The following is a 21,571-nucleotide window of genomic DNA, read 5'->3' as shown; positions in this document are numbered from 1 at the left end:
AGAAGACACCTGAGGGGGGTGACGGATCGTGTCGGACACGATGTCCAATCGGCCCACGGGAGCCGGCGCGACGGGGACCGTGCCACGGGCCAGGACCCAGGAGAGCACGTCCTCACTGGTCACGGAGAGGGGCAGCACGAGCATCGACGACGGGGTCGTCGCCAAGATAGCCGGTCTCGCGGCCAGCGAGGTGTCCGGCGTGTACGCCATGGGCGGAGGCGCGGCACGGGCACTCGGCAGCATGCGAGGCATCGTCGGCGGGGACAGGAACGTCGCCCAGGGCGTATCGGTCGAGGTGGGCGAGCGGCAGGCGGCCGTGGACCTGGACCTGGTGGCCGAGTACGGCACCGCGATCCCCGACCTGGCGGCGGCCGTCAGGAAGAACGTCATCGGCGCCGTCGAGCGGATGTGCGGGCTCGAGGTCACCGAGGTCAACATCCGGGTGGACGACGTGCACCTGCCGGAGCAGGACCGCGACCGCGACCGGGGGACCGACGGGCAGCGGGGGGACATGGAGCAGGAGCCCCGGGTCCAATGACCGCCGCCGCCCCGACCGGTCCCGGCGGCCCGGCGAGCCCCGGCGGCCCGGCGAGCCCCGGTGGCGCGGCGAGCGCCACCGGCGAAGCGCGCTCGGGAGCCGCCACCGAGGAACGGCTGATCGCCGACCGGGCGCTGGCCTGTCACGGGGTGGTCCGGCTGTCCGGCGGGCCGTTCGGGACGGTGGCCACGTACCTGCCCGGTGAGCGCCTGATGGGCGTGTCCGCGGACGAGCGCGCGGTGGAGATCGCCATCGTCGCCACGCTGGACCGCCCGCTGCCGCAGACCGCCGACGAGGTGCGCGGCGCCGTCGCGGACCTGGCCGGGGACCGTCCGGTGCACGTGCGCATCGACGACATCATCGTGGAGGGATCATGAACAACATCCAGTGGATGCCGATCATCGGCATGGCCGTCGGCATCGTGCTCGGGCTGGTCGGTGCGTTCGGGGGGCTGGGCGCGTTCCTGCTCGTCCTGGTCCTGGGCGCGGTCGGCTTCCTGGTCGGGCGGATCGCCGAGACCGGCGAGATCGACCTGTCCGGGCTGTCCGTGAGGCGTAAATGACCATGACGGTGCCCGCCCAGCGGCGCGCTCCCCTGCCCGCGCCCGAGCGGCGCGGGCGCACGGAGGTCGCCGACCGGGTGGTCAGCAAGATCGCCTGCGTGGCCGCCGCGGAGGTGCCCGAGGTGCGTGACGTGCAGCCGCGCGGCCTGCCGTGGACGCCGTCGGCCGGCGAGGTTCACGGCGACCAGGCCGTCGTGCGCCTCAACGTGAGCGTGGCCTACCCGTCGCCGCTGCACGCAGTGGCGGCGCGGCTGCGGGAGCACGTGATCCGCCGCGTCCGCGCCCAGACGGGCCTGAACGTCACGCGCCTGGACATCACCATGACCGACGTGGGCGGAGACCTGCCATGACAGCACACGAGACCACCCGGCACGTGGTGGACGAACCGCCGTCGGGCGCGCACCGGGCGCCCGATCCGCCGCAGCGTTCCAGGGCCGCCGACCGGGCCGCGGTGCGGGCCTTCCGGCCGTCGCGGCGCGTCCCGGCCGTCGTGGTCGCCACCCTGCTCGCGCTGCTGAGCCTGCTCGTGCTCGCCGAGACGATCTCCGCGCTGCTCGGGCGGCCGCTGCGCTGGATCCCGTACGACCGCATGCTGGCCTGGGCGGGCTCGACGTGGTGGTCGGACCCGCGGGTCCTGCTCGGCGCGGCTGTCGCGACGCTGCTCGGGCTGGTGCTGCTGGCCGTCGCGCTGGTGCCGGGCCGGCCGAGGATGGTGCCCGTACGCAGCGGCGACCCCGATCTGATCATCGGCCTGCGCCCCAGGAGCGTCACCCGGGCCCTGGCCCACGCGGCCGAGCAGGTGCCGGGCGTGCGCTCGGCCCGCGCCACCCTGCGCGGCCACACGTTCGCCGTCACGCCGACCACGTGCGGCCGGGACGTGGACGGCTTCGGCCAGGACGTGCGCGGCGCCGTGCTGTCCAGGCTGGCCGCGCTGGACCTGGTGGAGCCGTACCGGGTGTCCGTGAACGTCAGGGAGCAGCGGTGAACAGGAAGACAGGACGGGGCAACCGGTGGGGGCTGGCGCTGGTCGGCCTGGCGCTGACCCTCCTCGGCGGGGCGTCGCTGGCCCGCGGGCTGGGCGCGTTCCCGCAGAACTGGGCCTCCGAGCGGACGACCCTCGTGGACGGCAACGTGGTCTCCTTCTTCGCGCGGACCAGCCCGTGGATCTGGTGGCTGCTCGCGCTGGCCGCGCTGGTCGTGGCGGTGCTGGCGCTGCGGTGGCTGCTCGTGCAGGGGCGCAGGGACGCGCGGCGCGTGCTGCGCATCGAGGACGGCCCGACCGGGGTCACGGAGGTGTCGGAGCACGGGATGGCGCAGGCGGTCGCCGCCGACGTGGAGTCGAGCCCGGCCGTGTTCCACGCCGCCGCGCACCTGGTGGGGCCGCGCCCCGAGGTACGGCTGCGCGTGGTCGCCGACGAGTCGGTCCCCATGGAGGAGCTGAGCCGGCACCTGTCGACGGTGGCGTTGCCGCACGTGCGGGACGCGCTGGACCGGGATCGGGTGCCGGCGGTGGCCCGCGTTAGCCTGGAGCCCTCACCTTCGCCGCACCGAGTCGTGCGCTGACGAGAGGGGTTCTCTGGTGTCCGTCGTGAAGATCAACGTGCTGACCGTGCCCGCCGAGATGCGGGAAGAGCTCGAACGGCGCTTCTCCAACCGCGCCGGGATGGTGGAGTCGGCCGACGGGTTCGAATGGTTCGAGCTGCTGCGGCCGGTGGAGGGCACGGAGCGGTACCTCGTCTACACGCGCTGGCGCTCGGAGGAGGACTTCCAGAAGTGGCAGCAGGGCCAGGCCTTCCAGCGCGGTCACGCCCAGGCGGCGGCGGCCGGTCAGGGGCAGGGGCAGGGGCAGGGGCACGGTCATGGGCAGGGGCCCGCGGCGACGGGGTCCGAGGTGTGGACGTTCGAGGTCGCCGAGAGCACCGGCCCCAAGGCCTGACCAGGAGCTCGGCCGAGAGCACCGGCCGCGAGACGCGGCCGGGGGTCAGGCGTCCAGCGGGTTGCGGACGATGCGGTCGACGATGCCGCCCCGCACGAACCGCGCCGCGAAGCTCGACGGCTTGCGCGCGCCCTGGTCGGCGATGCAGACGCTGAACTCCTTGGCGATCTCCAGCCGCGGGTGCCGCTCCAGCACCTCCCGCCGCACCTCGGCGGGGATCTCGTCCGTGCGGCGGCCCGAGATGTCCATGCCGGTCGACAGCTCCAGCAGGTGTCCCTCGGGGTCCTCCTCCAGGGGCACCTCCTCCCACATGTGCCGGATGATGACCTCGCAGGCGCGGGCGCGGCGCTCGGGCGACCAGCCGGCCCCGGCGCAGAAGGCCCAGGCGACGTGCCCGCCGGCCTCCTCGTACGGCACCGTGTGGCTGTCGAACTCGGCCGCCAGCCCGATGTCGTGCAGCATGGCCGACACGTACAGCAGCTCCGCGTCGAACGCGATGCCGTTGCCCTGCGCGTAGGCGGCCGCCCACAGGTAGGCGCGCAGCGAGTGGTTGAGCAGCGAAGGCGTGTGGTACTGGGCTGCCACCTCCAGCGCGCCGCGAGCGGCGGGCGTGTCGGGGATCACCAGGTCGTCGTATCTCACAGGCACCAGCATCTCATCGGGCGGCTAACGAATCGGGCACTCAACTTGACCAGTTGATCGAGATTCCGAAAGCATGTCCCGCCTTCACCTTTTTGTCCCGAAAGGAACCCGGCGTGCGCCGCCTCGCGATCCCTCTTGCCCTCATGCTCGCCACCGGTGCCGTCGCGGGCCCGGCGCAGGCGGCCGACAAGGTGACGCGCACCGCCGAGTGCCAGGGCGACTGGCTGCCCGGCACGCCGACGGCCGAGGACGTCATGAAGGGCGAGATCTCGCTGGTGGGCCTGCCCGCGTACAAGCTGGGCAAGACCATCGACTGGGACGCCAGCCCGTACAAGAACCGCTCGTGGGAGTTCGTCTTCCAGTCGCTGCGCTGGATGGGCACGCTCGTCGTCGAGTACGAGAACACCGGCGAGCAGCGTTACCTGGACCGCGCCGCCGAGATCACCAAGGACTGGGTGGAGCACAACAAGTACGGCGCCAGGGGCACGCAGTCGTACGTCTGGAAGGACCACCCGGTCTCGCTGCGCACCCAGCCGCTGCTCTGCCTCAGCAGGCACGTGAACGCGAGCTGGCTGAAGGACAGCCTGGCCGCGCACGCCAAGCTCCTGTCGAACCCGAGCCTGTACAAGAAGGGCCACAACCACGGCATCGACCAGGACATCGCGCTCATGGGCATCGGCTGCAGGTACGGCCGCAAGGACTGGGCGAACCTGGCCTCCAGCCGCCTGACGAGCACGGTGAAGCTGGACGTGGACTCCCAGGGCGCGCTCATGGAGCAGGCGCCGAGGTACGCGGTCTACGTGTACGGCCGCCTCCAGGTCGCCATGACGAACATGAAGGCGTGCGACCGCAAGGTCCCCGGCGAGATCGCCGAGCGGGCCGAGGCGCTGAAGACCTTCATCGCCCACTCGACGATGCCCAACGGCTACATGGTGCCCATCGGCGACGGCAGCGCCGAGACCGAGCCGAAGATGGAGACGGGCACGCCGAAGGAGGAGGTCAAGGCGTACCGGGCCGGCTACGTCTTCGGCCGCACCGCCTGGGGCAAGCCGGAGTCGGCGTACTACTCGATCAGGTTCGGGCCCGGCATGAAGTTCCACGGCCACGAGGACCACCTGGGCGTGACGTACTACGCCGAGGGCCGCGACATCCTGGTGGACGCCGGGTTCCATTCCTACGAGAAGAGCTCCTACCGCTACTGGACGCTCTCGCCCGAGGCGCACAACGTGCCGACCGTGGTGGGGGCGAAGTTCCGGCCGAGGACGGCCAGCAAGCTCGTCGACACCGCCTCCGGCAAGGACCGGCAGGCGTTCAAGGTGACCGACAAGGCGTACGGGGTCAGCCGTACCAGGTCGGTGCTGGTCAACCACGGCGACGACGTGATGGCGGTGCTGGACACGGCGTCGGGCGGCAAGAAGGTCGCCAACATCTGGCGGTTCGCCCCGTCGCTCAAGGTCGTCTCCAACGGCGGCGGCAAGGTCGTGCTGGGCGACGGCAAGTTCAAGGTCACCCTGCTGCAGTTCTCGTCGTGCGACAGGGTCGGCGGCCAGAAGGTGGAGCGCGGCGGCAGGCTGGGCTGGGTCTCCCCCACGTACCTGTCGAAGCAGGCCACGAACGTGGTGGTGTCCCCGGCGGCGAAGTCGCTGCTGACGGTGATCGTGCCGGGGACGGACTCGCCCGAGGTGTCGTGCTCCGGCGGGAAGGTCACCGTGAACGGCGTGTCCTTCTCCGCCGGGCTGATCTGAGCTAGTTGCAGTCGCGGCCCGCGCGGAGCAGGCCGTACGTGACCGCCTGCTCCAGCGCCTGCCAGGAGGCGTCGATGATGTTCTCGGCGACGCCGACCGTGGCCCACTCGGCCGTCTCGTCGCTGGAGGTGATGAGGACCCGGGTGATGGCGTCGGTGCCGTGGGTGCCTTCGAGGATGCGGACCTTGTAGTCGACCAGCTCCAGCTTGGCCAGCTCGGGGTAGAGCTTCTCCAGCGCCTGGCGGACGGCCTTGTCGAGGGCGTTGACGGGGCCGTTGCCCTCGCCGGTGGCCACGATGCGCTCGCCCTTGGCGTGCAGCTTGACCGTGGCCTCGCTCACCAGCTCGCCACCCTTGGTGCGCTCGACGATCACACGCCAGGACTCGACCTCGAAGTGGCGCCTGCGCTCCCCGTGGACGGTGTCGCGCAGCAGCAGCTCGAACGAGGCGTCGGCGGCCTCGAAGGTGAAGCCCTTGGACTCGAGGTCCTTGACCCGGTCGACCAGCGACTTCGTGTGCTCGGGGGTCAGCTCGTAGCCGAGCTCGCGGCCCTTGAGCTCCACCGAGGCGCGGCCCGCCATGTCGGAGACGAGCATGCGCATGTCGTTGCCCACCTGGGCGGGGTCGATGTGCTGGTAGAGGTTGGGGTCGACCTTGATGGCGCTGGCGTGCAGCCCGGCCTTGTGGGCGAAGGCGGACATGCCGACGTAGGGCGCGTGGGAGTTGGGGGTGACGTTGGTGACCTCGGTGATCGCGTGGGCGATGCGGGTCATCTCGGCCAGTGACTCCTGGGGCACGAGGTCGAAGCCGCGCTTGAGCTGGAGGTTGGCCACGACGGTGAAGAGGTTGGCGTTGCCGGAGCGCTCGCCGTAGCCGTTGGCGCAGCCCTGGACGTGGGTGGCGCCGGCCTTGACGGCCGCCAGGGTGTTGGCGACGGCGCAGCCGGTGTCGTCGTGGCAGTGGATGCCGACGCGGGCGCTGGTGCGTACGGCGTCCTGGACGATCTCGGCGAGCTCGTCGGGGAGCATGCCGCCGTTGGTGTCGCACAGGGCGATGACGTCGGCGCCGGCCTCGGCGGCGGTCCTGATGACCTCCAGCGCGTAGGCTGGGTTGGACTTGTAGCCGTCGAAGAAGTGCTCGGCGTCGAGGAAGACTCGCTGTCCCTCCGCACGAAGGTGAGAGACCGTGTCGCGGATCATCGCGAGGTTCTCCTGGAGAGTCGTGCGGAGGGCCAGCTCCACGTGCCGGTCGTGACTCTTGGCGACAAGGGTCACGACCGGCGCGCCGGATTCGCGCAAGGCGGCCACCAGTGGGTCGTCGGCGGCCTTCACACCTGCCCGGCGGGTCGCGCCGAACGCGGCTAGTTGCGCGTGCTTCAGGTCGAGCTCCGTTCGAGCGCGCCTGAAGAACTCTGTGTCCTTGGGGTTGGCGCCCGGCCAGCCCCCTTCGATGAAGCCGACGCCCAGACCGTCCAGGTGGCGCGCGACGGCGAGCTTGTCGGCGACGGTGAGGTTGAGCCCCTCCTGTTGTGCGCCGTCACGCAGCGTCGTGTCGTATACGTGGAAGCGGTCGTCGGCCATGAGTCTCTCTTCTCTGCGGAAGTCCGGGTGCGTTCGGGAAAACAAAAAGACCCCTCACGGACGTGAGAGGTCTGCGCGCTGGCGGTGTCCCTGCGTTAGCCAGCGCGCCTGCCGATAATGAGCAGACCGTAGAACATGGTGCCGTCCAGTCTGCCATACGTATTCACCATTCGGCACACCGGTCTCACCACATGGGACACCGCAGCTCACACCTGTACGCCGACGCCTCCCGTGATGAGGCGCTCCAGCGCGGCGGGGTCGAACGCCTCGTTGCCCAGCATCTGGCCGTCGAGCACCACGGTCGGCGTGCCCTGCAGCGGGATCTTGGCCGTCTCCGCCAGGTGCGCCTCCGCGTGCGTCTGCGACGTGACGCACGAGTCCACCGACGCGCCCGCCTTGCGCGCGGCCCCGATCAGCTCCTCCACGGTGAACCCGGACGCCGTGCCGTGCGGCGCGGGCTGCATGGCGTACACCTCGTCCCGGAACGCCAGCCAGTTCGCCGCCGGGACGCAGCGGGCGGCCGCGGCGGCGCGGATGGAGTTGGAGCGCATCGGCTCGTCCCCGAAGATCGTCACAGTGTGGAAGACGACCCTGACCTTGCCCTCCTGCGCGAGTTTCCTGATCGTGGCGTCCACCTTGGAGTGCATGTCCTTGCAGACGGGACAGTCGAAGTCCTCGTACACGTCCAGCACGGGAGCGTCGCTCCCCAGGTCGGCCAGGATCATCGAGCCGTCCGCCTGCCGGGTGAGCGTCACCTCGCCGGACGACGACGCGCCCGCCTGGGTGAACGCCAGCACCCCGAGTACGGCGATCGCCACGCACGCCAGCGCGACCGCCACCAACCGCTTCTTCATCAGCCCACTCTCACCTCATTGATCGCGCAGACCCTACCTGAAACGGAAACAATGGCCGCATGAAGGCATACCTCCTCGACGCCGCCGTCGCGCGGTACGTCTCCGACCACACCACCGCCCCCGACGCCCTGCTGGCGGCTCTGGAGCGGGAGACCGCCGAGGTCGCGGGCGAGGACGCGACCATGCAGATCTCCTTCGACCAGGGCCGGCTGCTGACGATGATCACGCAGCTGATGGCGCCCCGGGTGGCCGTGGAGGTGGGAACGTTCACCGGATATTCGTCCGTCTGCATCGCTCGCGGGCTGTCCGGCGGCACGCTGCACTGCTTCGACGTGAGCGAGGAGTGGACCTCCGTCGCCCGCCGCTACTGGCACGAGGCGGGCCTCGACGATCGGGTGACGCTCACGATCGGGCCGGCCGCCGACACGCTCGCCGCCTTCGGCGAGCAGGTCGACCTGGCCTTCCTGGACGCCGACAAGCACAACTACCCGGTCTACTACGAGCTGCTGATGGACCGGCTGCGGCCGGGCGGGCTGATCCTGGTGGACAACACGCTGCGCCGGGGCTGGGTGGCCGATCCCGCGCACGAGGAGCCGGAGACCGTGCGGATGCGGCAGTTCAACGACCTGGTCATGGAGGATCCCCGGGTGACCGTCGTGACCCTTCCCGTGGCCGACGGAATGATGCTGATCAGAAAGAACTAGCGCCGCACGCCCTGTCATCACACCCCCGTTCCGGCATACGCTCGGTCACTCCGCCGCCAGAAAGGACGGAGTGCATGGCCGCGCCCCTCGAAGAACGATTCCGCACCGTGCGTGAATTGCATCCCGAATATCGGGTGGAAACGGTGAGCGGCCGGATCGTGGTCAATGAGGCGGGCACCTGGCAGCACAACACGTGCATGTTCCGGGTGCTGCGCGGGCTGCTCGCGCCGGCCGTCGAGCGGGGCTGGCAGATCTGGCCGAACATCACCGTCTACCTGGGCCGTCAGGCCGATCGGTACGTGCCCGACCTGACGGTGGTGCCGCGGGCGCCGCGCTTGCACAAGGATTACGCGGTGCACGGGGATTCGACGCTGCTGCTCGTCGACATCGTTTCTTCGAGCAGTTCCTACGACGACCACTACGTCAAGCCGCGCAGTTACTCACCGGCCGGGGTGCCGCTTTATCTGGTGGTCGATCCGGCGCAGCGGACGGTGCGGCTCCTCAGCGAGCCGGGAGGCCGCGCATATGGCCGGGAAACGGTCGCGACGCTCGCCGGGCCGTTGTTCCTGCCGGCGCCGTGGGAATTGTCGCTGGATACCGGGGAATGGTGGTGAGCCCTCCCGGGAGGGCTCACCGCCGGTGGTTCAGCCGATCTTGTGGATCCAGTCGTGGGTGTCGGGGCGGGCGCCGTACTGGATGCCGACGAGCTCCTCGCGCACCCGCATCGTCACCGGGCCGGGCGTGCCGTCGGCCACCGTCCAGGAGCGGTCGGCGCCCTTGACCGTGCCGACCGGCGTCACCACGGCCGCCGTGCCGCAGGCGAACACCTCGGTGAGGTCGCCGGACGCGCTCGCCTCCTGCCACTCGTCCACCGTGATGAGCCGCTCCTCGGTCTCCAGCCCCAGGTCGCCGGCCAGCTCCAGGATCGACTCCCGGGTGATGCCGGGCAGCAGGGTGCCGGTGAGGGAAGGGGTGACGAGCTTGTCGCCGAAGACGAAGAACAGGTTCATCCCGCCCATCTCCTCGACGTAGCGGTGCTCCTGCGCGTCCAGCCACACGACCTGGTCACAGCCGTTCTCCACCGCCTGCCGCTGCGCCACGAACGCCGCGGCGTAGTTGCCGCCGCACTTGGCGAAGCCGGTGCCGCCGGGGGCGGCGCGGGTGTACTCGGTGGACAGCCAGACGGAGACGGGCTTGATGCCGCCGGTGAAGTACGAGGCCGCCGGCGAGGCGATGACCATGTACTTGTAGGTCTTCGACGGGTAGTTGACCCCGAGCCCCGCCTGGGTGGCGATCATGAAGGGGCGCAGGTAGAGGCTGTGGCCCTCGGTGGTGGGCACCCACTCCTTGTCGGTCTGGACGAGCAGCTCCAGCGACTCGACGAACGTCTCCTCCGGCAGCTCGGGCATGGCCATGCGGGCGGCCGAGCGGTTGAAGCGGCCGGCGTTGGCGTACGGGCGGAAGGTGACGATGGAGCCGCCGATCTGCCGGTAGGCCTTCAGGCCCTCGAACAGCTCCTGCGCGTAGTGGAAGACCGAGGTGGCGGGGTCGAGCGAGAGCGGACCGTACGGCATGAGCCTGGCGTCGTGCCAGCCCTCACCCTCGGTGTAGTCGATCGAGATCATGTGATCGGTGAACGTCTGCCCGAATCCCGGGTTCGCCAGTACCTGCTCCCGCTCGGCTGCGGTGCGAGCGTGGTCGGATAGCTGCACGTCGAAGCTGAGCTTCTGAGCGATGGTCATGACGGCGGTCCTTCTCTCTACGGTCTACCGAAATCTACCGGAATCCGGTCACTCCTCCGGGTGCCGTGTGGCGCCCGCGGAGCTGTCCGTACTTCCTATTGTCTCGCTATATGGGATGGCAAGCGGTTGACGGGGTGGGTTGGCCCGATTGCCGCCGCGTTCCGGGGACACGAAAACGCGCCCGGCAGTCCTCCTCGGACCGCCAGGCGCGTACGGGGCTAGGCGGTCCTAGCCGGATACTCGCGCGGTGATGTCGTCGCCGATCTCGCTGGTGCTGCGGCTCCCGCCGCGCTCGGCGATGTCGTCGGCGACCGCCCGCTCGACCCTGGCCGCCTCGTCGTGCAGGCCGAGGTGGTCGAGGAGCATGGAGACCGACAGGATGGTCGCGGTGGGGTCGGCCTTGCCCTGACCGGCGATGTCGGGGGCGCTGCCGTGCACCGGCTCGAACATGCTGGGCGCCGCGCCCTCGGGGTTGATGTTGCCGCTGGCCGCCAGGCCGATGCCGCCGGCGATGGCCGCGCCGAGGTCGGTGATGATGTCGCCGAACAGGTTGTCGGTGACGACCACGTCGAAGCGCTCGGGCTGGGTCACGAAGAACATCGAGGCCGCGTCGATGTGGCAGTAGTCGGTGCCGACCTCGGGGTACTCCTCGGCCACGCGGTTGACCGTGCGCTGCCACAGGTCGCCGGCGAAGGTGAGCACGTTCGTCTTGTGAACGAGGGTCAGCTTCCTGCGCGGCCGGGACTTGGCCTTCTCGAACGCGTAACGCACCACGCGCTCGACGCCGTGGGCGGTGTTGAGCGACTCCTGGGTGGCGATCTCGTGCGGCGTGCCGCGCCGCATGACGCCGCCCGTGCCGGCGTAGAGGCCCTCGGTGCCCTCACGCACGACGATCATGTCGATGTTCTCCGTCGGCGTGCCGGCCAGCGGGGTCGCGACGCCGGGGAACAGCTTGACCGGCCGCAGGTTGACGTAGTGGTCGAAGGCGAACCGGAGTCGCAGCAGCAGGTCGCGCTCGAGGATGCCGGGCGGCACGCTGGGGTCGCCGATGGCGCCGAGCAGGATCGCGTCGTAGCCGCGCAGCTCGTCGAGCACCGAGTCGGGGAGCGTCTCACCGGTACGGTGGTAGCGTGCGGCCCCCAGGTCGTAGTGCGTGGGCTCGATCTTCGTGCCCACTGCCTCCAGGACCTTGAGCCCTTCGGCGACGACCTCGGTGCCGATGCCATCCCCGGGGATGACGGCCAGACGGATGTTACGCGACTCCATGTCGGCAACCATACCGGCTCGTCTCGTCTGACGAACACACCATCTCATTTCGCGGACGTCCGTTTTGGGGGTATTGCGACCTTTTGACCGTTTCGTTAGAGTCCGTCGAGCCTAATCCACGCAGCCGCTGCGTGGAGCCGGGGACCCACTTTCCCCCCGGGGCGAATCGGCGGTCATCGCCGTAGGGCTGTCTTCCAGGCCCGAGCCCGTCAGCTAACCCGGTCGGCCGCATGGAAGGACAGTCCCCTGTCTCGCATCGCCATCGTCCTGGCAACAGCTTCCGCCGGACTCATCCTGGCCACCCCCGCCGCCCAGGCGGCCCCCGGCGACGACGTCGCCGCCCGGTCCGCCACCGACAAGGACACCACCACCCTCACCGGCGCCGAGATCCGGCGCATCAGACAGGCCCAGGCGCCCAGACCCGCCTGGAAGGTCGCCCTCGAATTCGCCATGGACAAGCGCGGTATCCCGTACGTCTGGGGCGGAACCAGCGATCGAGGGTACGACTGCTCGGGGCTCATGCTCAGGGCGTACGAGAAGGCGGGCATCGACCTGCCGCGCACGGCCCGCGAACAGTACGGAGCCTTCTCCAGGAAGATCTCCTGGAACGATCTGAAGCCCGGCGACATGGTCTTCTTCAGCAACCTGGGCCACGTCGGAATGATCTCCAAGCCCGGTTACATGGTGCACGCGCCGCACTCGGGCGACGTGGTGAAGGAGGAGAAGCTGTCCGACTGGCGCAGACAGGCCTTCGTCGGCGCCGTCCGGCCGGACCCCAAGGGCGTGCGCCAGTGGACCCGGCAGCTCGAACAGCGCGACGAGCCCGTCTCCGCCTCGCTGACCGCCACCCTCTGAGAAGGCCCGGGCGGCCCCGCTTCCCCCGCGGGGCCGCCCGTCCGGGCGTAGCGTGTCGGTCATGCCGTCCGAGAAGGTGCACCTGACCGAGGAGAAGGCGACCCTCCTCGCCACCCTGTACGGCAGGGCGCTCGACGCGAGCTCCCCGCACCCGATCCTCGGCGACCGGATGGCGGCGGAGGCGATCGAGCGGATCGACCACGACTTCCGCAAGACGGGGCTCGACGCCAAGATGGCCAGGGCCGTGGCGTTGCGGGCGCGCCTCATCGACAGGTGGGCGGGCGGGTTCCTCGACGCCCACCCCGGGGCGACCGTGCTGCACCTGGGCTGCGGGCTCGACACCCGCGTCCACCGGATGGACCCGCCGCCGTCGGTGCGCTGGTACGACGTGGACTACCCGGAGGTCGTCGAGCTGCGCCGGCGATTGTTCCCCGAGCGGCCGGGCCACCACCTGATCGGGACCTCGGTCACCGACCTGGGCTGGCTGGAGCGGGTGCCCGCGGGCGCTCCCGTGCTGGTCGTGGCGGAGGGCCTGCTCTACTACCTCGACCCGGCCGGAGGGCCCGCGCTGTTGCGGGCGATCGTGGACCGCTTCCCGGGCGGCGGGTTCGTCTTCGACGCCCTGAGCCCGCTCGGGCTGCGGCTCCAGCGGCTCAACAGGCCCGTGCGCAAGGCCGGGGCCACGATGCGCTGGGCGATCGACGGCCCCGCCGCACTACGGGCCGTCCATCCGGGGCTGCGCTGCCTGGAGGCGGTGAGCGCGTTCGACATCGACGGCTTCGATCGCCTGTCGGGCGTGCACCGGGCGGTGGCCTCGATCGTCAGGGTCGTGCCCGCGTTGCGGCGGACAGCCGTGTTCTACCGGCTCGAATTCTGAGGGGCGCCGCCGTTGTCGCGGCGGTCCAGCGCGGTCTGCAGGGCCTCGGCGGCCTCGTCCTGCTGCTCTTCGGTGCGGTTCCAGGCGTACATGTCGTACATGTGACTCAGCTCATCTCGCGGACGTGTTCCAGTGGGAAGCCGGACTCCGGTCGCGAATCCGACCGGGCCTGATCTCGCGGTCCGGGTCACGGACCGGACGAATGGGACTTACTGGCCGACACGACGCCGCTCACCGCGGCGGGTCGTCGACCTGCCCTAACAGGCCCCGCCGCGGCAGGCGATGAGTACGAACACCTGGCGCATTAGCAGCCACAGTACCCGAGGATCTGCTCGGAAGTCCTAGTATCTTGCATGCTGAGACAAGAAAGGCCGCCACCCGGACGGGTGACGGCCCTTCGAGAGGATCCGGCGGATCAGTCCTCCAGGTCCACCGAGCGGCCGCTCTCGGCGCCGATCTCGGACCCGATCTGCTCGACGACCTCGGCAGGGATGGCGGAGTCGACGGTCAGGGCGATGAGCGCCTTGCCGCCCTTGACGTCACGGGCCACCTGCATCGAGGCGATGTTGATGCTGTGCTCGCCGAGCAGCCTGCCCACCACGCCGACGATGCCGGGGCGGTCGGTGTAGGTGAAGAAGCACAGGTGGGCCGTCGGCTCGATCTCCATCTCGTAGCCGTTGACCTCGACGATCTTGGTGATCTGGCGGGGGCCGGACAGCGTGCCGGAGACCGACACGGTGCGGCCGTCGGCGAGCACGCCGCGCACGGTCACCACGTTGCGCCAGTCGGGGCTCTCGGAGCTGGTGACCAGCTCCACGATGATGCCCCGGTCCTTGGCCAGCAGCGGCGCGTTGACGTAGGTGACCTGCTCCTCGACCACGTCGGCGAAGACGCCCTTGAGCGCGGCCAGCTCGACCACCCGCACGTCCTGGGCGGCGATCTCGCCGCGCACCTCGACGTCGAGCTTGGTGGCCACCTCGCCGGCCAGCGCGGTGAAGACGCGGCCGAGCTTCTCGGCCAGCGGCAGGCCCGGCTTGACGTCCTCGGCCACGGCGCCGCCCTGGACGTTGACGGCGTCCGGCACGAACTCGCCCGCCAGCGCCAGCTTCACGCTCCGCGCGACCTGGGTGCCGGCCTTCTCCTGGGCCTCGTGCGTGGAGGCGCCGAGGTGCGGCGTGACGACGACCTGGTCCAGCTCGAACAGCGGGCTGTCGGTGCACGGCTCCTTGGAGAAGACGTCCAGGCCGGCTCCCGCGACCCGGCCCTCCTTGATCGCCGAGTAGAGCGCGCTCTCGTCCACGATGCCGCCGCGGGCCACGTTGACGATGCGGACGCTCGGCTTGACCTGGTGCAGCTCCTTGTCACCGATGAGCCCGACCGTCTCCTTGGACTTGGGCAGGTGCACGGTGAGGAAGTCGGCCTGCTTGAGCACCTCTTCGAGGCTGAGCAGCTTGACGCCCATCTGCGCGGCGCGGGCCGGCGGCAGGTAGGGGTCGTAGGCGATCAGCTCGACGCCGAACGGCTGCAGGCGCTGCGCCACGAGCTGGCCGATCTTGCCCAGGCCGAGGATGCCGACGACCTTCTCGTCGAGCTCGACGCCGGTGTACTTCGACCGCTTCCACTCGCCGTTCTTCAGCGCGGCGTGGGCCTGCGCCGTGTTGCGCGCGCTGGCCAGGATCAGGGCGATCGTCTGCTCGGCGGCGCTGGTGATGTTGGAGGTCGGGGCGTTCACGACCATGACGCCGGCCTTGGTGGCCGCATCGACGTCGACGTTGTCGAGCCCGACGCCGGCGCGGGCGACCACGCGCAGCTTGGGGGCCGCGGCGATGGCCTCGGCGTCGACCTGGGTGGCGGAGCGCACGATGAGCGCGTCCACGTCGGCGAGAGCGGGCAGGAACTGGGAACGGTCGGCGCCGTCGGTGTGGCGGACCTCGAAATCAGCACCGAGTACGGCGAGGCCAGCCTCGGACAGCTCCTCTGCGACCAGAACGACGGGCTTGTTCACGTCTGTGCATCCTTAAGGCACGGCGGAGGGGGGTCACCGTCCACGGAACCCCCCAGCGGTCCCACAGAGTGTATCCGCAGCTTGTGAACGTATTCACGAGGGGCCAGCATGTGAGACGGATCCCGGCGTACCCACCTCGCCGGAAACTCATCCACTCTGCGCACATCTTTGTCTTGATCGGGAGATTTATTCGCCATTAGCCTGATAAGCCGTGGCCGACTACCTATGGTTCGTCATATGAGCATCGGGAATCCTGCGCTTGCCGACGTGCTCGCACAGCATGGCACGCCCCATCGCCTGCTGGGCGCTCTTGCCGACGGTGGAGTCCTGGTGGCAGTGCGACCAGATCGTTCCGTCGTCCTGGGGACGACCCAGGCCGGTGACCGGGTCCTGCTCGGATACACCGGCCCCGCGACCTATGCCAGACACCGCGGCAGCCATTCCCTGTCGGCCTGCGACGCCGACACCATCCTGGACATCCAGCGCGTCACCGGGGTGCGCGAGATCGTCATCGACGCGGCCGGACCAGCCGCCGCGGCCGTGCCCATCGACGATCTCCAGCACTTCATGACCACGACACGCACCGGGCCCACGCCCGTCCTGTCGGGGGCCGTTCCGGCCGCCTACGCGACGGGCGCGATGGCCACCGTGTCGCGGGGTGCCGCGCTGGCCCAGGTGGCCCCGCCGAGCCCGCACGCCCCCTCGCTGCCCTGGGTGCCCGCGCCCCGGCCGCACCTGTCGGGGCCGATGCAGCAGGTGGATCCGGGGTACCGCCGGTGCACCCACCCGATCCTGCCCGCGCTGCGGCAGGCGATCGCGTACCTGCTCATGGACTTCCCGCTCGTGCACCACGTGTGGATCTCCGAGGCCGGGACCGCGTCCGGGGCGACCGGGATCATGCTGCACGTGAAGGTGCACATGTCGGCTGCCGAGGACGTCGTCCGCGATCTGCACCGCCTGGTACGCGCCCGGCTGCCGCAGTTCGCCGCCTCCGGGGCGCCCATCCTCATGGCCAGGGTGGCCGACGCGCGCAGCGAGCGCCGCATGATCGAGATCGGCGCGCACGTCGTCTGCGCCAACGTCTCGGACTAGCCACGTGGCGGAGGGCCCGGGAAAAACTGGGCCCTCCCAAACAAGCCCTCGCTCAGTTGTAATGAGGGGATGATCACACCGGCGGTGGGCGCGACCACCGTCCCGAAGGGCGTGCGCCTCGGCTATGGGGTCGGCTCGTTCTGCACGGCCACCTTCAACGGCGTGCCCGGGCTGCTGCTGCTGTTCTACATGACGAACTTCCTGGCCGTGCCCGCGTGGCTGGCCGGGGTCGTGGTCACCGCGCCCAAGGTCTGGGACCTGTTCGTCAACCCGCTGGTGGGGCGCTGGTCCGACCGGACGGTCTCGCGCTGGGGGCCGCGCCGCCCGTGGCTGCTGGCAGGGGCGTGCACCTTGCCGATCACGTTCTTCCTCGTGTTCGCCGGGCCGCCGCTGACCGGGGTGCCCGCGGCGCTGTACGTGGGAGCCTGCTTCCTGGCCGCGGCGACGGCGTACGCCCTGTTCGAGGTGCCGTACAAGGCCATGCCCGGCGAGATGACCAACGACTACCACGAGCGCACGTCGCTGCTGCAGTGGCGGATGGTGTTCATCGGGGCGGCCACCGCCATCAGCGGCATCCTGGCGCCGGTCCTGGCCACGAGCGAGGGCGGGGATGGCACGCTGGGCAGCTACCGGCTGATGGCGGTCACGATCGCGGGCATCCTGCTCCTCGCCATGCTCGGCTCGTTCTTCGGCACCGCCCGCGCCCCCATGACCGGCGCCCCGGAGCCGGACCGCGGCGGGTGGCGCGAGCAGTTCGCCGCGATCAAGGGCAACCCGGCGTTCCTGTGGCTGACGGTGCTGGCCTGCGTGCAGATGCTGGCCGTCAGCATGATGCTGGCCGCCGCGCCCTACTTCGCCACGTACACGCTGGGCTCGGCCGCGGCCACGCAGACGCTCTTCGCCGTGCTGGTCGGCCCGATCCTGCTGACGATGCCCCTGTGGGTGCGGGTGGCCAGGCGCTTCGACAAGCGCGGCGCGATGATCCTGGCCGTGCTGCTGTTCGGCGGCGGCACGACGGCCGCCATGGCCACGCCGCTGTTCGGCCCGCTGTGGGCGCACCTGACGATCCTGGTGGTCGGCGTCGGGTACGCCGGGCTGCAGCTCATGCAGTTCTCCATGCTCGCGGACGTGATCGCGGCGGACGCGGCCACGACGGGCAAGCGGCGGGCCGGGGTGCTGACCGGCCTGTGGACGGCCATCGAGAGCGGGTTCAGCTCGTTCGGCGCGCTGATCTTCGGCATCATCCTGACGATCGGCGGCTTCATCGAGTCCGACCCGAGCACGCCCGTGCGGCAGCCGGACAGCGCGGTGACCGCGGTCCTGATCGGTCAGACCGCGATCCCCGCGCTGATCATCTTCGCCTCGGCGCTGATCACGCTGAAGTACCGGCTCACGCCACCCGTCGCGCCAGCTCCATCCTCGTCCGGGTGAACAGGCCCGACAGCAGCGCGGCCAGCAGTGGCAGGCCGAGGACGAGCGCGGCCAGGAACGCCCACGGCACGACGACCGGGCTGTCGCCGCGCCACATCGAGGCCATGGACCGCGACAGGGCGCTCCCGGTGACCGCGCCCGCGACCAGCCCGATCACGGCGCCCAGCCCGGCGATGTAGCCGGCCTGCGCCGCCACCACCAGCCGGCGGGTCAGCGGCCGGCCGCCCACGGCCGACAGGGTGTCGAGGTCGCGGCGCATGTCGGCCACGGCGAGCCCCGTCGCGGCGAACGTGCCGCCGAGCACCAGGAGCACCGCCGCGCCCAGCGCCGCCGTCAGCAGGATCGTGAGCTTCTGGCCGGTGTGGTCCTCGGCCAGCGTGACGAACACGTTGCCGGCCATCGATTGCAGGTCCAGGCCGAGGCGCTGCACCTCCTTCTGATCGCGGAGGTGCGCGGCGGTCGAGGCGGCCGCGACGTAGATCCGCCGCTCGACCGTCCTGAAACCGGCCGCCGTCAGCACCGAGGCGGGCACCACGGCGCCGCCCTGCTCGGCCTGGGCACCCCTCGCCACCACGGCGGGCACCCGGATGGTCGTCCTCCTGCGGGAGCTCTCCTCCTCCTCGGCCCTGCTCATCAGCGTCACGCTCACGGCGCCGTCGCTGACCAGCCGGGGGTCGAAGACCACGATCTTGCCGGCCGCGAGGGCCGCCGCCGCCTGAGGGTCCTTCCGCCCCTGGAGCAGGGCGAGCAGCCGGGCGTCGCCGACCGGGACGTCGAAATAGGCCACGCCGTACTGCTCGCAGGAGCCGGGGCAGTCCTCGCGCACGAGCTGGAGCAGGGCCGCCATGCTCCGCCCGTCACCGTCCACGCCCTCCAGCGCGGGCACGGGGTCCGCGCCCGGCACCCGCTCCTGGACGACGGCGCGCAGCTTGCCCCAGGTCGCCTCGTCGACCCCGGACGCGCTCATGGTCAAGGTGCCTTCGGGGGCTTCGAGCCGGTTCATCTGCTTCTCCGCGGTGTACGTGCTGGTGTAGGCCAGACCGACGGTGACCGCGCCCATCGTGGCGGCCATCACGGCGGCCACCGCCGAGACGGTGCGGGCCCGATGACGGGTGGCGTCACGGACCGACAGGCGCGCAGGCAGCGGCAGGCGCGCGGCCAGCGACCCCGTGCGGCGGACCAGCCAGGGCATCAGCGCGATGAGTCCGAACAGGGCCACCGTGGACGCCGTCACCACGGCCAGCTCACTCCCGGGCGCGAGGTAGATCGCCGCGCCCGCCCCGATCACCAGCAGCACGAGGCCGAGCAACGGGCGGGCCGCGCGGTCGCGCACCTCGTCCGGGCGGCCCGCGAGCACCCGGGCCGGGCTCTGCCGGGCCGCCCGGATCGCCGGGGCCAGGGCCGCGACCAGCGCGCTGAGCAGGCCGAGCGCGGCGACGCCGAGCACCGGCGCCCACGGCACGTCGACCGGGCCGCTGCGCCAGTCCAGCGCCCGGGCCGCGATCGACTCCGCCACCGCCCCCGCCCCGATGCCCAGCGCGACGCCGAGCAGGGCCGCCACGCCACCCAGCACGAGCCCGTCGGCCAGCACGATCGTGCGCAGGTGCCCGGCGGAGCCGCCCTGCGCGGCGATCGTGGCCAGCTCCCGCCTGCGCCGGCGCAGCCCCACCGCGAACGCGGGGCCGGCCAGCAGGACCGTCTCGGTGACGACGAGGAGCACGGCGATGGCGAGCCAGAGCAGCTCGTCGTCCGAGCCGGGAACGTAGCGGTGCTCCTCGGAGCGCGGGCTCTCGGCCACCGCGCGGGAGGCCACGCGCAGCCCCAGCTGGTTCAGCTCGCGCACCTTCTCCCAGGTGACCGGCGCCGGAGTGTCGGCGAGCCAGCCCTCGCCCTGCGGGTCGCTCTTCTTCGCCAGCACCGAGCCGTACAGGCCGACCACTTCCATGACGCCCGGCCGGGTCGGGTCCTCGACGACGCCGACCACCCGCTTCGGCTGGCCGCGCTTGGTGAGCGGCAGCGTGCCGCCGACGGTCACGCCGCGGTCGAGCAGCGCGGGCGTGACCGCGATCTCCTCCGGCGAGGCCGGGAGCCTGCCCTCGGCCAGCGTCCTCATGCCGGTGCTGAGCGGCTCGCGCAGGTCGAGCTCCAGCAGGTCCACCCTGTCGAAGCCGTCCGGGAGCCGGGCGTCGGTGGTGTAGTCGTAGAACGGGATCACCCTGCCGCCGATCAGGCGGCTCACCTCGGCGGCCGTCCATCGAGCCGGCGGGCCGGGCTTGTTCGGGTCCTGGTTGCCGAACCGGCCTGCCGGGTCCTGCTGGATGGGCAGCGTGGTCATGTGGGCGTGGACGGCGGCGTCGGCCACCGAGCCCAGCCGGGACGGCAGCTCCTCGCGCACCGTCAGGTCCGTGGTCTCCGACAGCGTCAGCAGCGCCGTGATGGCCAGGACGGGCAGCCCGATCATGATGATGACCAGGGCGGTGCGGCCCTTGGCGCGCAGGGCGTCCCTGCGGGAGATGCGCAGAGCGGCGCGGAAGGCGCTCATCTGGCGCTCTCCAGCCGCACGGCGCTCGACTCGGCGACGAGCCCGTCGCGCAGGTAGGTCACCCGGTCGGCCCAGGCGGCGTAGCGCGGCTCGTGGGTGACGAGCAGCACGGCCGCGCCGGCGTCGCAGCGGGCGCGCAGCAGCTCCAGGATCTCGTCGCCCGTCGCCGTGTCGAGCGCGCCGGTCGGCTCGTCGGCCAGCAGCAGCCGCCGCTCGCCGACCAGCGCCCTGGCGATGGCGACGCGCTGGCGCTGCCCGCCGGACAGCTCCTCGGGGAAGCGGCCGGCGATCTCCTCGACGCCCACCTCCGCCAGCACGGCCAGCGCCTCGGCGCGGGCCCGCCCGGCGCGCACGCCGTCGAGCTCCCTGGGCAGCATCACGTTCTCGGCGGCGGTCAGGGACGGGATCAGGTTCAGGTCCTGGAAGACGTACCCGACGTGGCCGCGCCTGAGCGCTGCCAGGTCCTTGACCCGGGACAGGTCCTCGCCCTCGATCGTCACCACGCCCGAGGTGGGCCGGTCGAGGCCGCCCGCCAGGTTGAGCAGCGTGGACTTGCCCGAGCCCGACGGGCCCATGACCGCGACCAGCTCACCCGCCGAGACCTCCAGGCTCACCCCCTTCAGCGCGTGCACCTGCCCGTGCTCGCGGGTGACGTCCCGCAGCTCCACCACACTCATCGGTTCTTCTCCTTGGAAACGGCCTCGCAGTGGTCCAGCCAGCGCTGCTCCGCCTCGGCCTTGAAGATCAACGAATCCAGGACCAGCCGCTGCGCGAGACCGCCGGCGGCGGCCCGCTTGGCCCTCGTGAGCTCCTGCAGCGCGCGCATGGTGGCGGCGCGCTGCGTGTGGATGACCTCGGCGACGTCCACGCCGCCCGCCACGGCCATCGCGATCTTGATCGCGAGCTCGTCCCGAGGCCGGTCGGTCTGGGCGACAGGGGTGCTGAACCATCGCACCAGGTCATCCCGACCGGCCTCGGTGATCGTGTAGACCGCGCGGCCCTGCTCGTCGGCGCCGCCGGGCGCGACGAGCCCGTCGCGCTCCAGACGGGAGAGCGTCGTGTAGACCTGGCCGATGTTCAGCGGCCAGGTCGCCCCTGTGGACGCCTCGAACTCCACCCGTAGCTGATAGCCGTACCGCGGTCCGCTGCTCAGCAACGCCAGCAGCCCGTGCCTGATCGACATGGATACTGAGTATGCATA

At 71.0% G+C, this 21,571-nt stretch carries 23 protein-coding genes and 1 riboswitch; of the genes, 14 read left to right on the top strand and 9 right to left on the bottom strand.

Annotated elements, in window-relative coordinates; all coding sequences use genetic code 11:
• Positions 1–40 precede the first annotated feature (40 nt).
• Genes HD597_RS59620 through HD597_RS59590 form a run of 7 tightly spaced genes read left to right on the top strand, consistent with a single transcriptional unit; the run spans position 41 to position 3,036 of the window.
• Entirely contained in the window at positions 41–538 is a 498-nt protein-coding gene (locus HD597_RS59620) for an Asp23/Gls24 family envelope stress response protein (RefSeq protein WP_253757886.1), read from the top strand.
• Entirely contained in the window at positions 535–915 is a 381-nt protein-coding gene (locus tag HD597_RS59615; RefSeq protein ID WP_253757884.1) for a hypothetical protein, read from the top strand. The genes HD597_RS59620 and HD597_RS59615 overlap by 4 nt, the downstream gene beginning before the upstream one ends.
• A complete protein-coding gene (locus HD597_RS59610; RefSeq protein ID WP_253757883.1) occupies positions 912–1,100 on the top strand; it encodes a hypothetical protein in 189 nt (62 codons plus the stop codon). Before HD597_RS59615 ends, HD597_RS59610 begins: the two co-directional genes overlap by 4 nt.
• Positions 1,097–1,450, top strand: coding sequence for an Asp23/Gls24 family envelope stress response protein (locus HD597_RS59605; protein WP_253757881.1), 354 nt, complete (start codon positions 1,097–1,099; stop codon positions 1,448–1,450). Before HD597_RS59610 ends, HD597_RS59605 begins: the two co-directional genes overlap by 4 nt.
• Positions 1,447–2,085 (top strand): DUF6286 domain-containing protein, encoded by a 639-nt coding sequence (locus tag HD597_RS59600; protein ID WP_253757879.1) that lies wholly within the window; start codon positions 1,447–1,449, stop codon positions 2,083–2,085. Before HD597_RS59605 ends, HD597_RS59600 begins: the two co-directional genes overlap by 4 nt.
• Entirely contained in the window at positions 2,082–2,663 is a 582-nt protein-coding gene (locus tag HD597_RS59595; RefSeq protein ID WP_253757877.1) for a hypothetical protein, read from the top strand. Before HD597_RS59600 ends, HD597_RS59595 begins: the two co-directional genes overlap by 4 nt.
• A gap of 16 nt (positions 2,664–2,679) precedes the next feature.
• Positions 2,680–3,036 (top strand): antibiotic biosynthesis monooxygenase family protein, encoded by a 357-nt coding sequence (locus HD597_RS59590; protein WP_253757875.1) that lies wholly within the window; start codon positions 2,680–2,682, stop codon positions 3,034–3,036.
• Positions 3,037–3,081: 45 nt separating this feature from the next.
• Here the strand turns inward: HD597_RS59590 and HD597_RS65550 are convergent, their stop codons facing one another.
• Entirely contained in the window at positions 3,082–3,678 is a 597-nt protein-coding gene (locus HD597_RS65550) for an HD domain-containing protein (RefSeq protein WP_308210926.1), read from the bottom strand.
• A 113-nt stretch (positions 3,679–3,791) separates the two neighbouring features.
• Between HD597_RS65550 and HD597_RS59580 the strand changes: the two genes are divergently transcribed.
• Positions 3,792–5,423, top strand: a complete 1,632-nt coding sequence (locus tag HD597_RS59580; RefSeq protein WP_253757874.1) for a heparinase II/III family protein — start codon at positions 3,792–3,794, stop codon at positions 5,421–5,423.
• Between the two features lies 1 nt (position 5,424).
• Here the strand turns inward: HD597_RS59580 and cimA are convergent, their stop codons facing one another.
• Together cimA and HD597_RS59570 are read right to left on the bottom strand one after the other, a co-directional pair.
• Positions 5,425–7,002 carry a citramalate synthase gene (gene cimA, locus HD597_RS59575; RefSeq protein WP_253757872.1) on the bottom strand — a complete coding sequence of 526 codons (1,578 nt, stop codon included), beginning with the start codon at positions 7,000–7,002 and terminating at the stop codon, positions 5,425–5,427.
• A gap of 206 nt (positions 7,003–7,208) precedes the next feature.
• Positions 7,209–7,856 carry a DsbA family protein gene (locus HD597_RS59570; protein ID WP_253757870.1) on the bottom strand — a complete coding sequence of 216 codons (648 nt, stop codon included), beginning with the start codon at positions 7,854–7,856 and terminating at the stop codon, positions 7,209–7,211.
• Positions 7,857–7,915: 59 nt separating this feature from the next.
• On the opposite strand from HD597_RS59570, the gene HD597_RS59565 reads away from it, so the two are divergent.
• Positions 7,916–8,560, top strand: a complete 645-nt coding sequence (locus tag HD597_RS59565; protein WP_253757868.1) for an O-methyltransferase — start codon at positions 7,916–7,918, stop codon at positions 8,558–8,560.
• A gap of 74 nt (positions 8,561–8,634) precedes the next feature.
• Entirely contained in the window at positions 8,635–9,174 is a 540-nt protein-coding gene (locus tag HD597_RS59560) for a Uma2 family endonuclease (RefSeq protein ID WP_253757866.1), read from the top strand.
• A gap of 30 nt (positions 9,175–9,204) precedes the next feature.
• On the opposite strand, the gene HD597_RS59555 is transcribed toward HD597_RS59560, so the two are convergent.
• Both HD597_RS59555 and HD597_RS59550 read right to left on the bottom strand, forming a co-directional pair.
• Positions 9,205–10,302 (bottom strand): branched-chain amino acid aminotransferase, encoded by a 1,098-nt coding sequence (locus HD597_RS59555; RefSeq protein ID WP_253757864.1) that lies wholly within the window; start codon positions 10,300–10,302, stop codon positions 9,205–9,207.
• Between the two features lie 228 nt (positions 10,303–10,530).
• Positions 10,531–11,568, bottom strand: coding sequence for a 3-isopropylmalate dehydrogenase (locus HD597_RS59550; RefSeq protein WP_253757863.1), 1,038 nt, complete (start codon positions 11,566–11,568; stop codon positions 10,531–10,533).
• Positions 11,569–11,666: 98 nt separating this feature from the next.
• A riboswitch (cyclic di-AMP (ydaO/yuaA leader) is annotated at positions 11,667–11,811 on the top strand.
• 207 nt (positions 11,812–12,018) lie between these two features.
• Between HD597_RS59550 and HD597_RS59545 the strand changes: the two genes are divergently transcribed.
• Positions 12,019–12,423, top strand: coding sequence for a C40 family peptidase (locus HD597_RS59545; protein WP_253757860.1), 405 nt, complete (start codon positions 12,019–12,021; stop codon positions 12,421–12,423).
• Positions 12,424–12,484: 61 nt separating this feature from the next.
• Positions 12,485–13,300, top strand: a complete 816-nt coding sequence (locus HD597_RS59540; protein ID WP_253757858.1) for a class I SAM-dependent methyltransferase — start codon at positions 12,485–12,487, stop codon at positions 13,298–13,300.
• Between the two features lie 415 nt (positions 13,301–13,715).
• Here the strand turns inward: HD597_RS59540 and serA are convergent, their stop codons facing one another.
• A complete protein-coding gene (gene serA, locus HD597_RS59535; RefSeq protein ID WP_253757856.1) occupies positions 13,716–15,305 on the bottom strand; it encodes a phosphoglycerate dehydrogenase in 1,590 nt (529 codons plus the stop codon).
• Between the two features lie 330 nt (positions 15,306–15,635).
• Here serA and HD597_RS59530 point away from each other — a divergent pair, with 330 nt between their 5' ends.
• Together HD597_RS59530 and HD597_RS59525 are read left to right on the top strand one after the other, a co-directional pair.
• The gene (locus tag HD597_RS59530; protein ID WP_253757854.1) at positions 15,636–16,397 is read left to right on the top strand and encodes a hypothetical protein; all 762 of its coding nucleotides are present in this window, start codon (positions 15,636–15,638) and stop codon (positions 16,395–16,397) included.
• A gap of 69 nt (positions 16,398–16,466) precedes the next feature.
• Complete coding sequence (locus tag HD597_RS59525; RefSeq protein WP_253757852.1) at positions 16,467–17,828, top strand: MFS transporter; 1,362 nt, start codon at positions 16,467–16,469, stop codon at positions 17,826–17,828.
• On the opposite strand, the gene HD597_RS65545 is transcribed toward HD597_RS59525, so the two are convergent.
• From HD597_RS65545 to HD597_RS59510, 3 genes are read right to left on the bottom strand one after another with little or no spacing between them, the layout of a single operon-like run.
• On the bottom strand, positions 17,788–20,370 hold the full coding sequence (locus HD597_RS65545) for an FtsX-like permease family protein (RefSeq protein ID WP_276083298.1): 2,583 nt from the start codon (positions 20,368–20,370) through the stop codon (positions 17,788–17,790). The two genes, HD597_RS59525 and HD597_RS65545, sit on opposite strands and share 41 nt — an antisense overlap.
• Positions 20,367–21,047, bottom strand: coding sequence for an ABC transporter ATP-binding protein (locus HD597_RS59515; RefSeq protein ID WP_253757850.1), 681 nt, complete (start codon positions 21,045–21,047; stop codon positions 20,367–20,369). Before HD597_RS59515 ends, HD597_RS65545 begins: the two co-directional genes overlap by 4 nt.
• Positions 21,044–21,553 carry a PadR family transcriptional regulator gene (locus tag HD597_RS59510; RefSeq protein WP_253757848.1) on the bottom strand — a complete coding sequence of 170 codons (510 nt, stop codon included), beginning with the start codon at positions 21,551–21,553 and terminating at the stop codon, positions 21,044–21,046. The genes HD597_RS59515 and HD597_RS59510 overlap by 4 nt, the downstream gene beginning before the upstream one ends.
• Positions 21,554–21,571: the final 18 nt, after the last annotated feature.

The sequence above is a fragment of the Nonomuraea thailandensis genome, from assembly GCF_024172165.1.
GTDB lineage: Bacteria > Actinomycetota > Actinomycetes > Streptosporangiales > Streptosporangiaceae > Nonomuraea > Nonomuraea thailandensis.
This window is presented reverse-complemented; position numbering and strand designations above follow the sequence as displayed.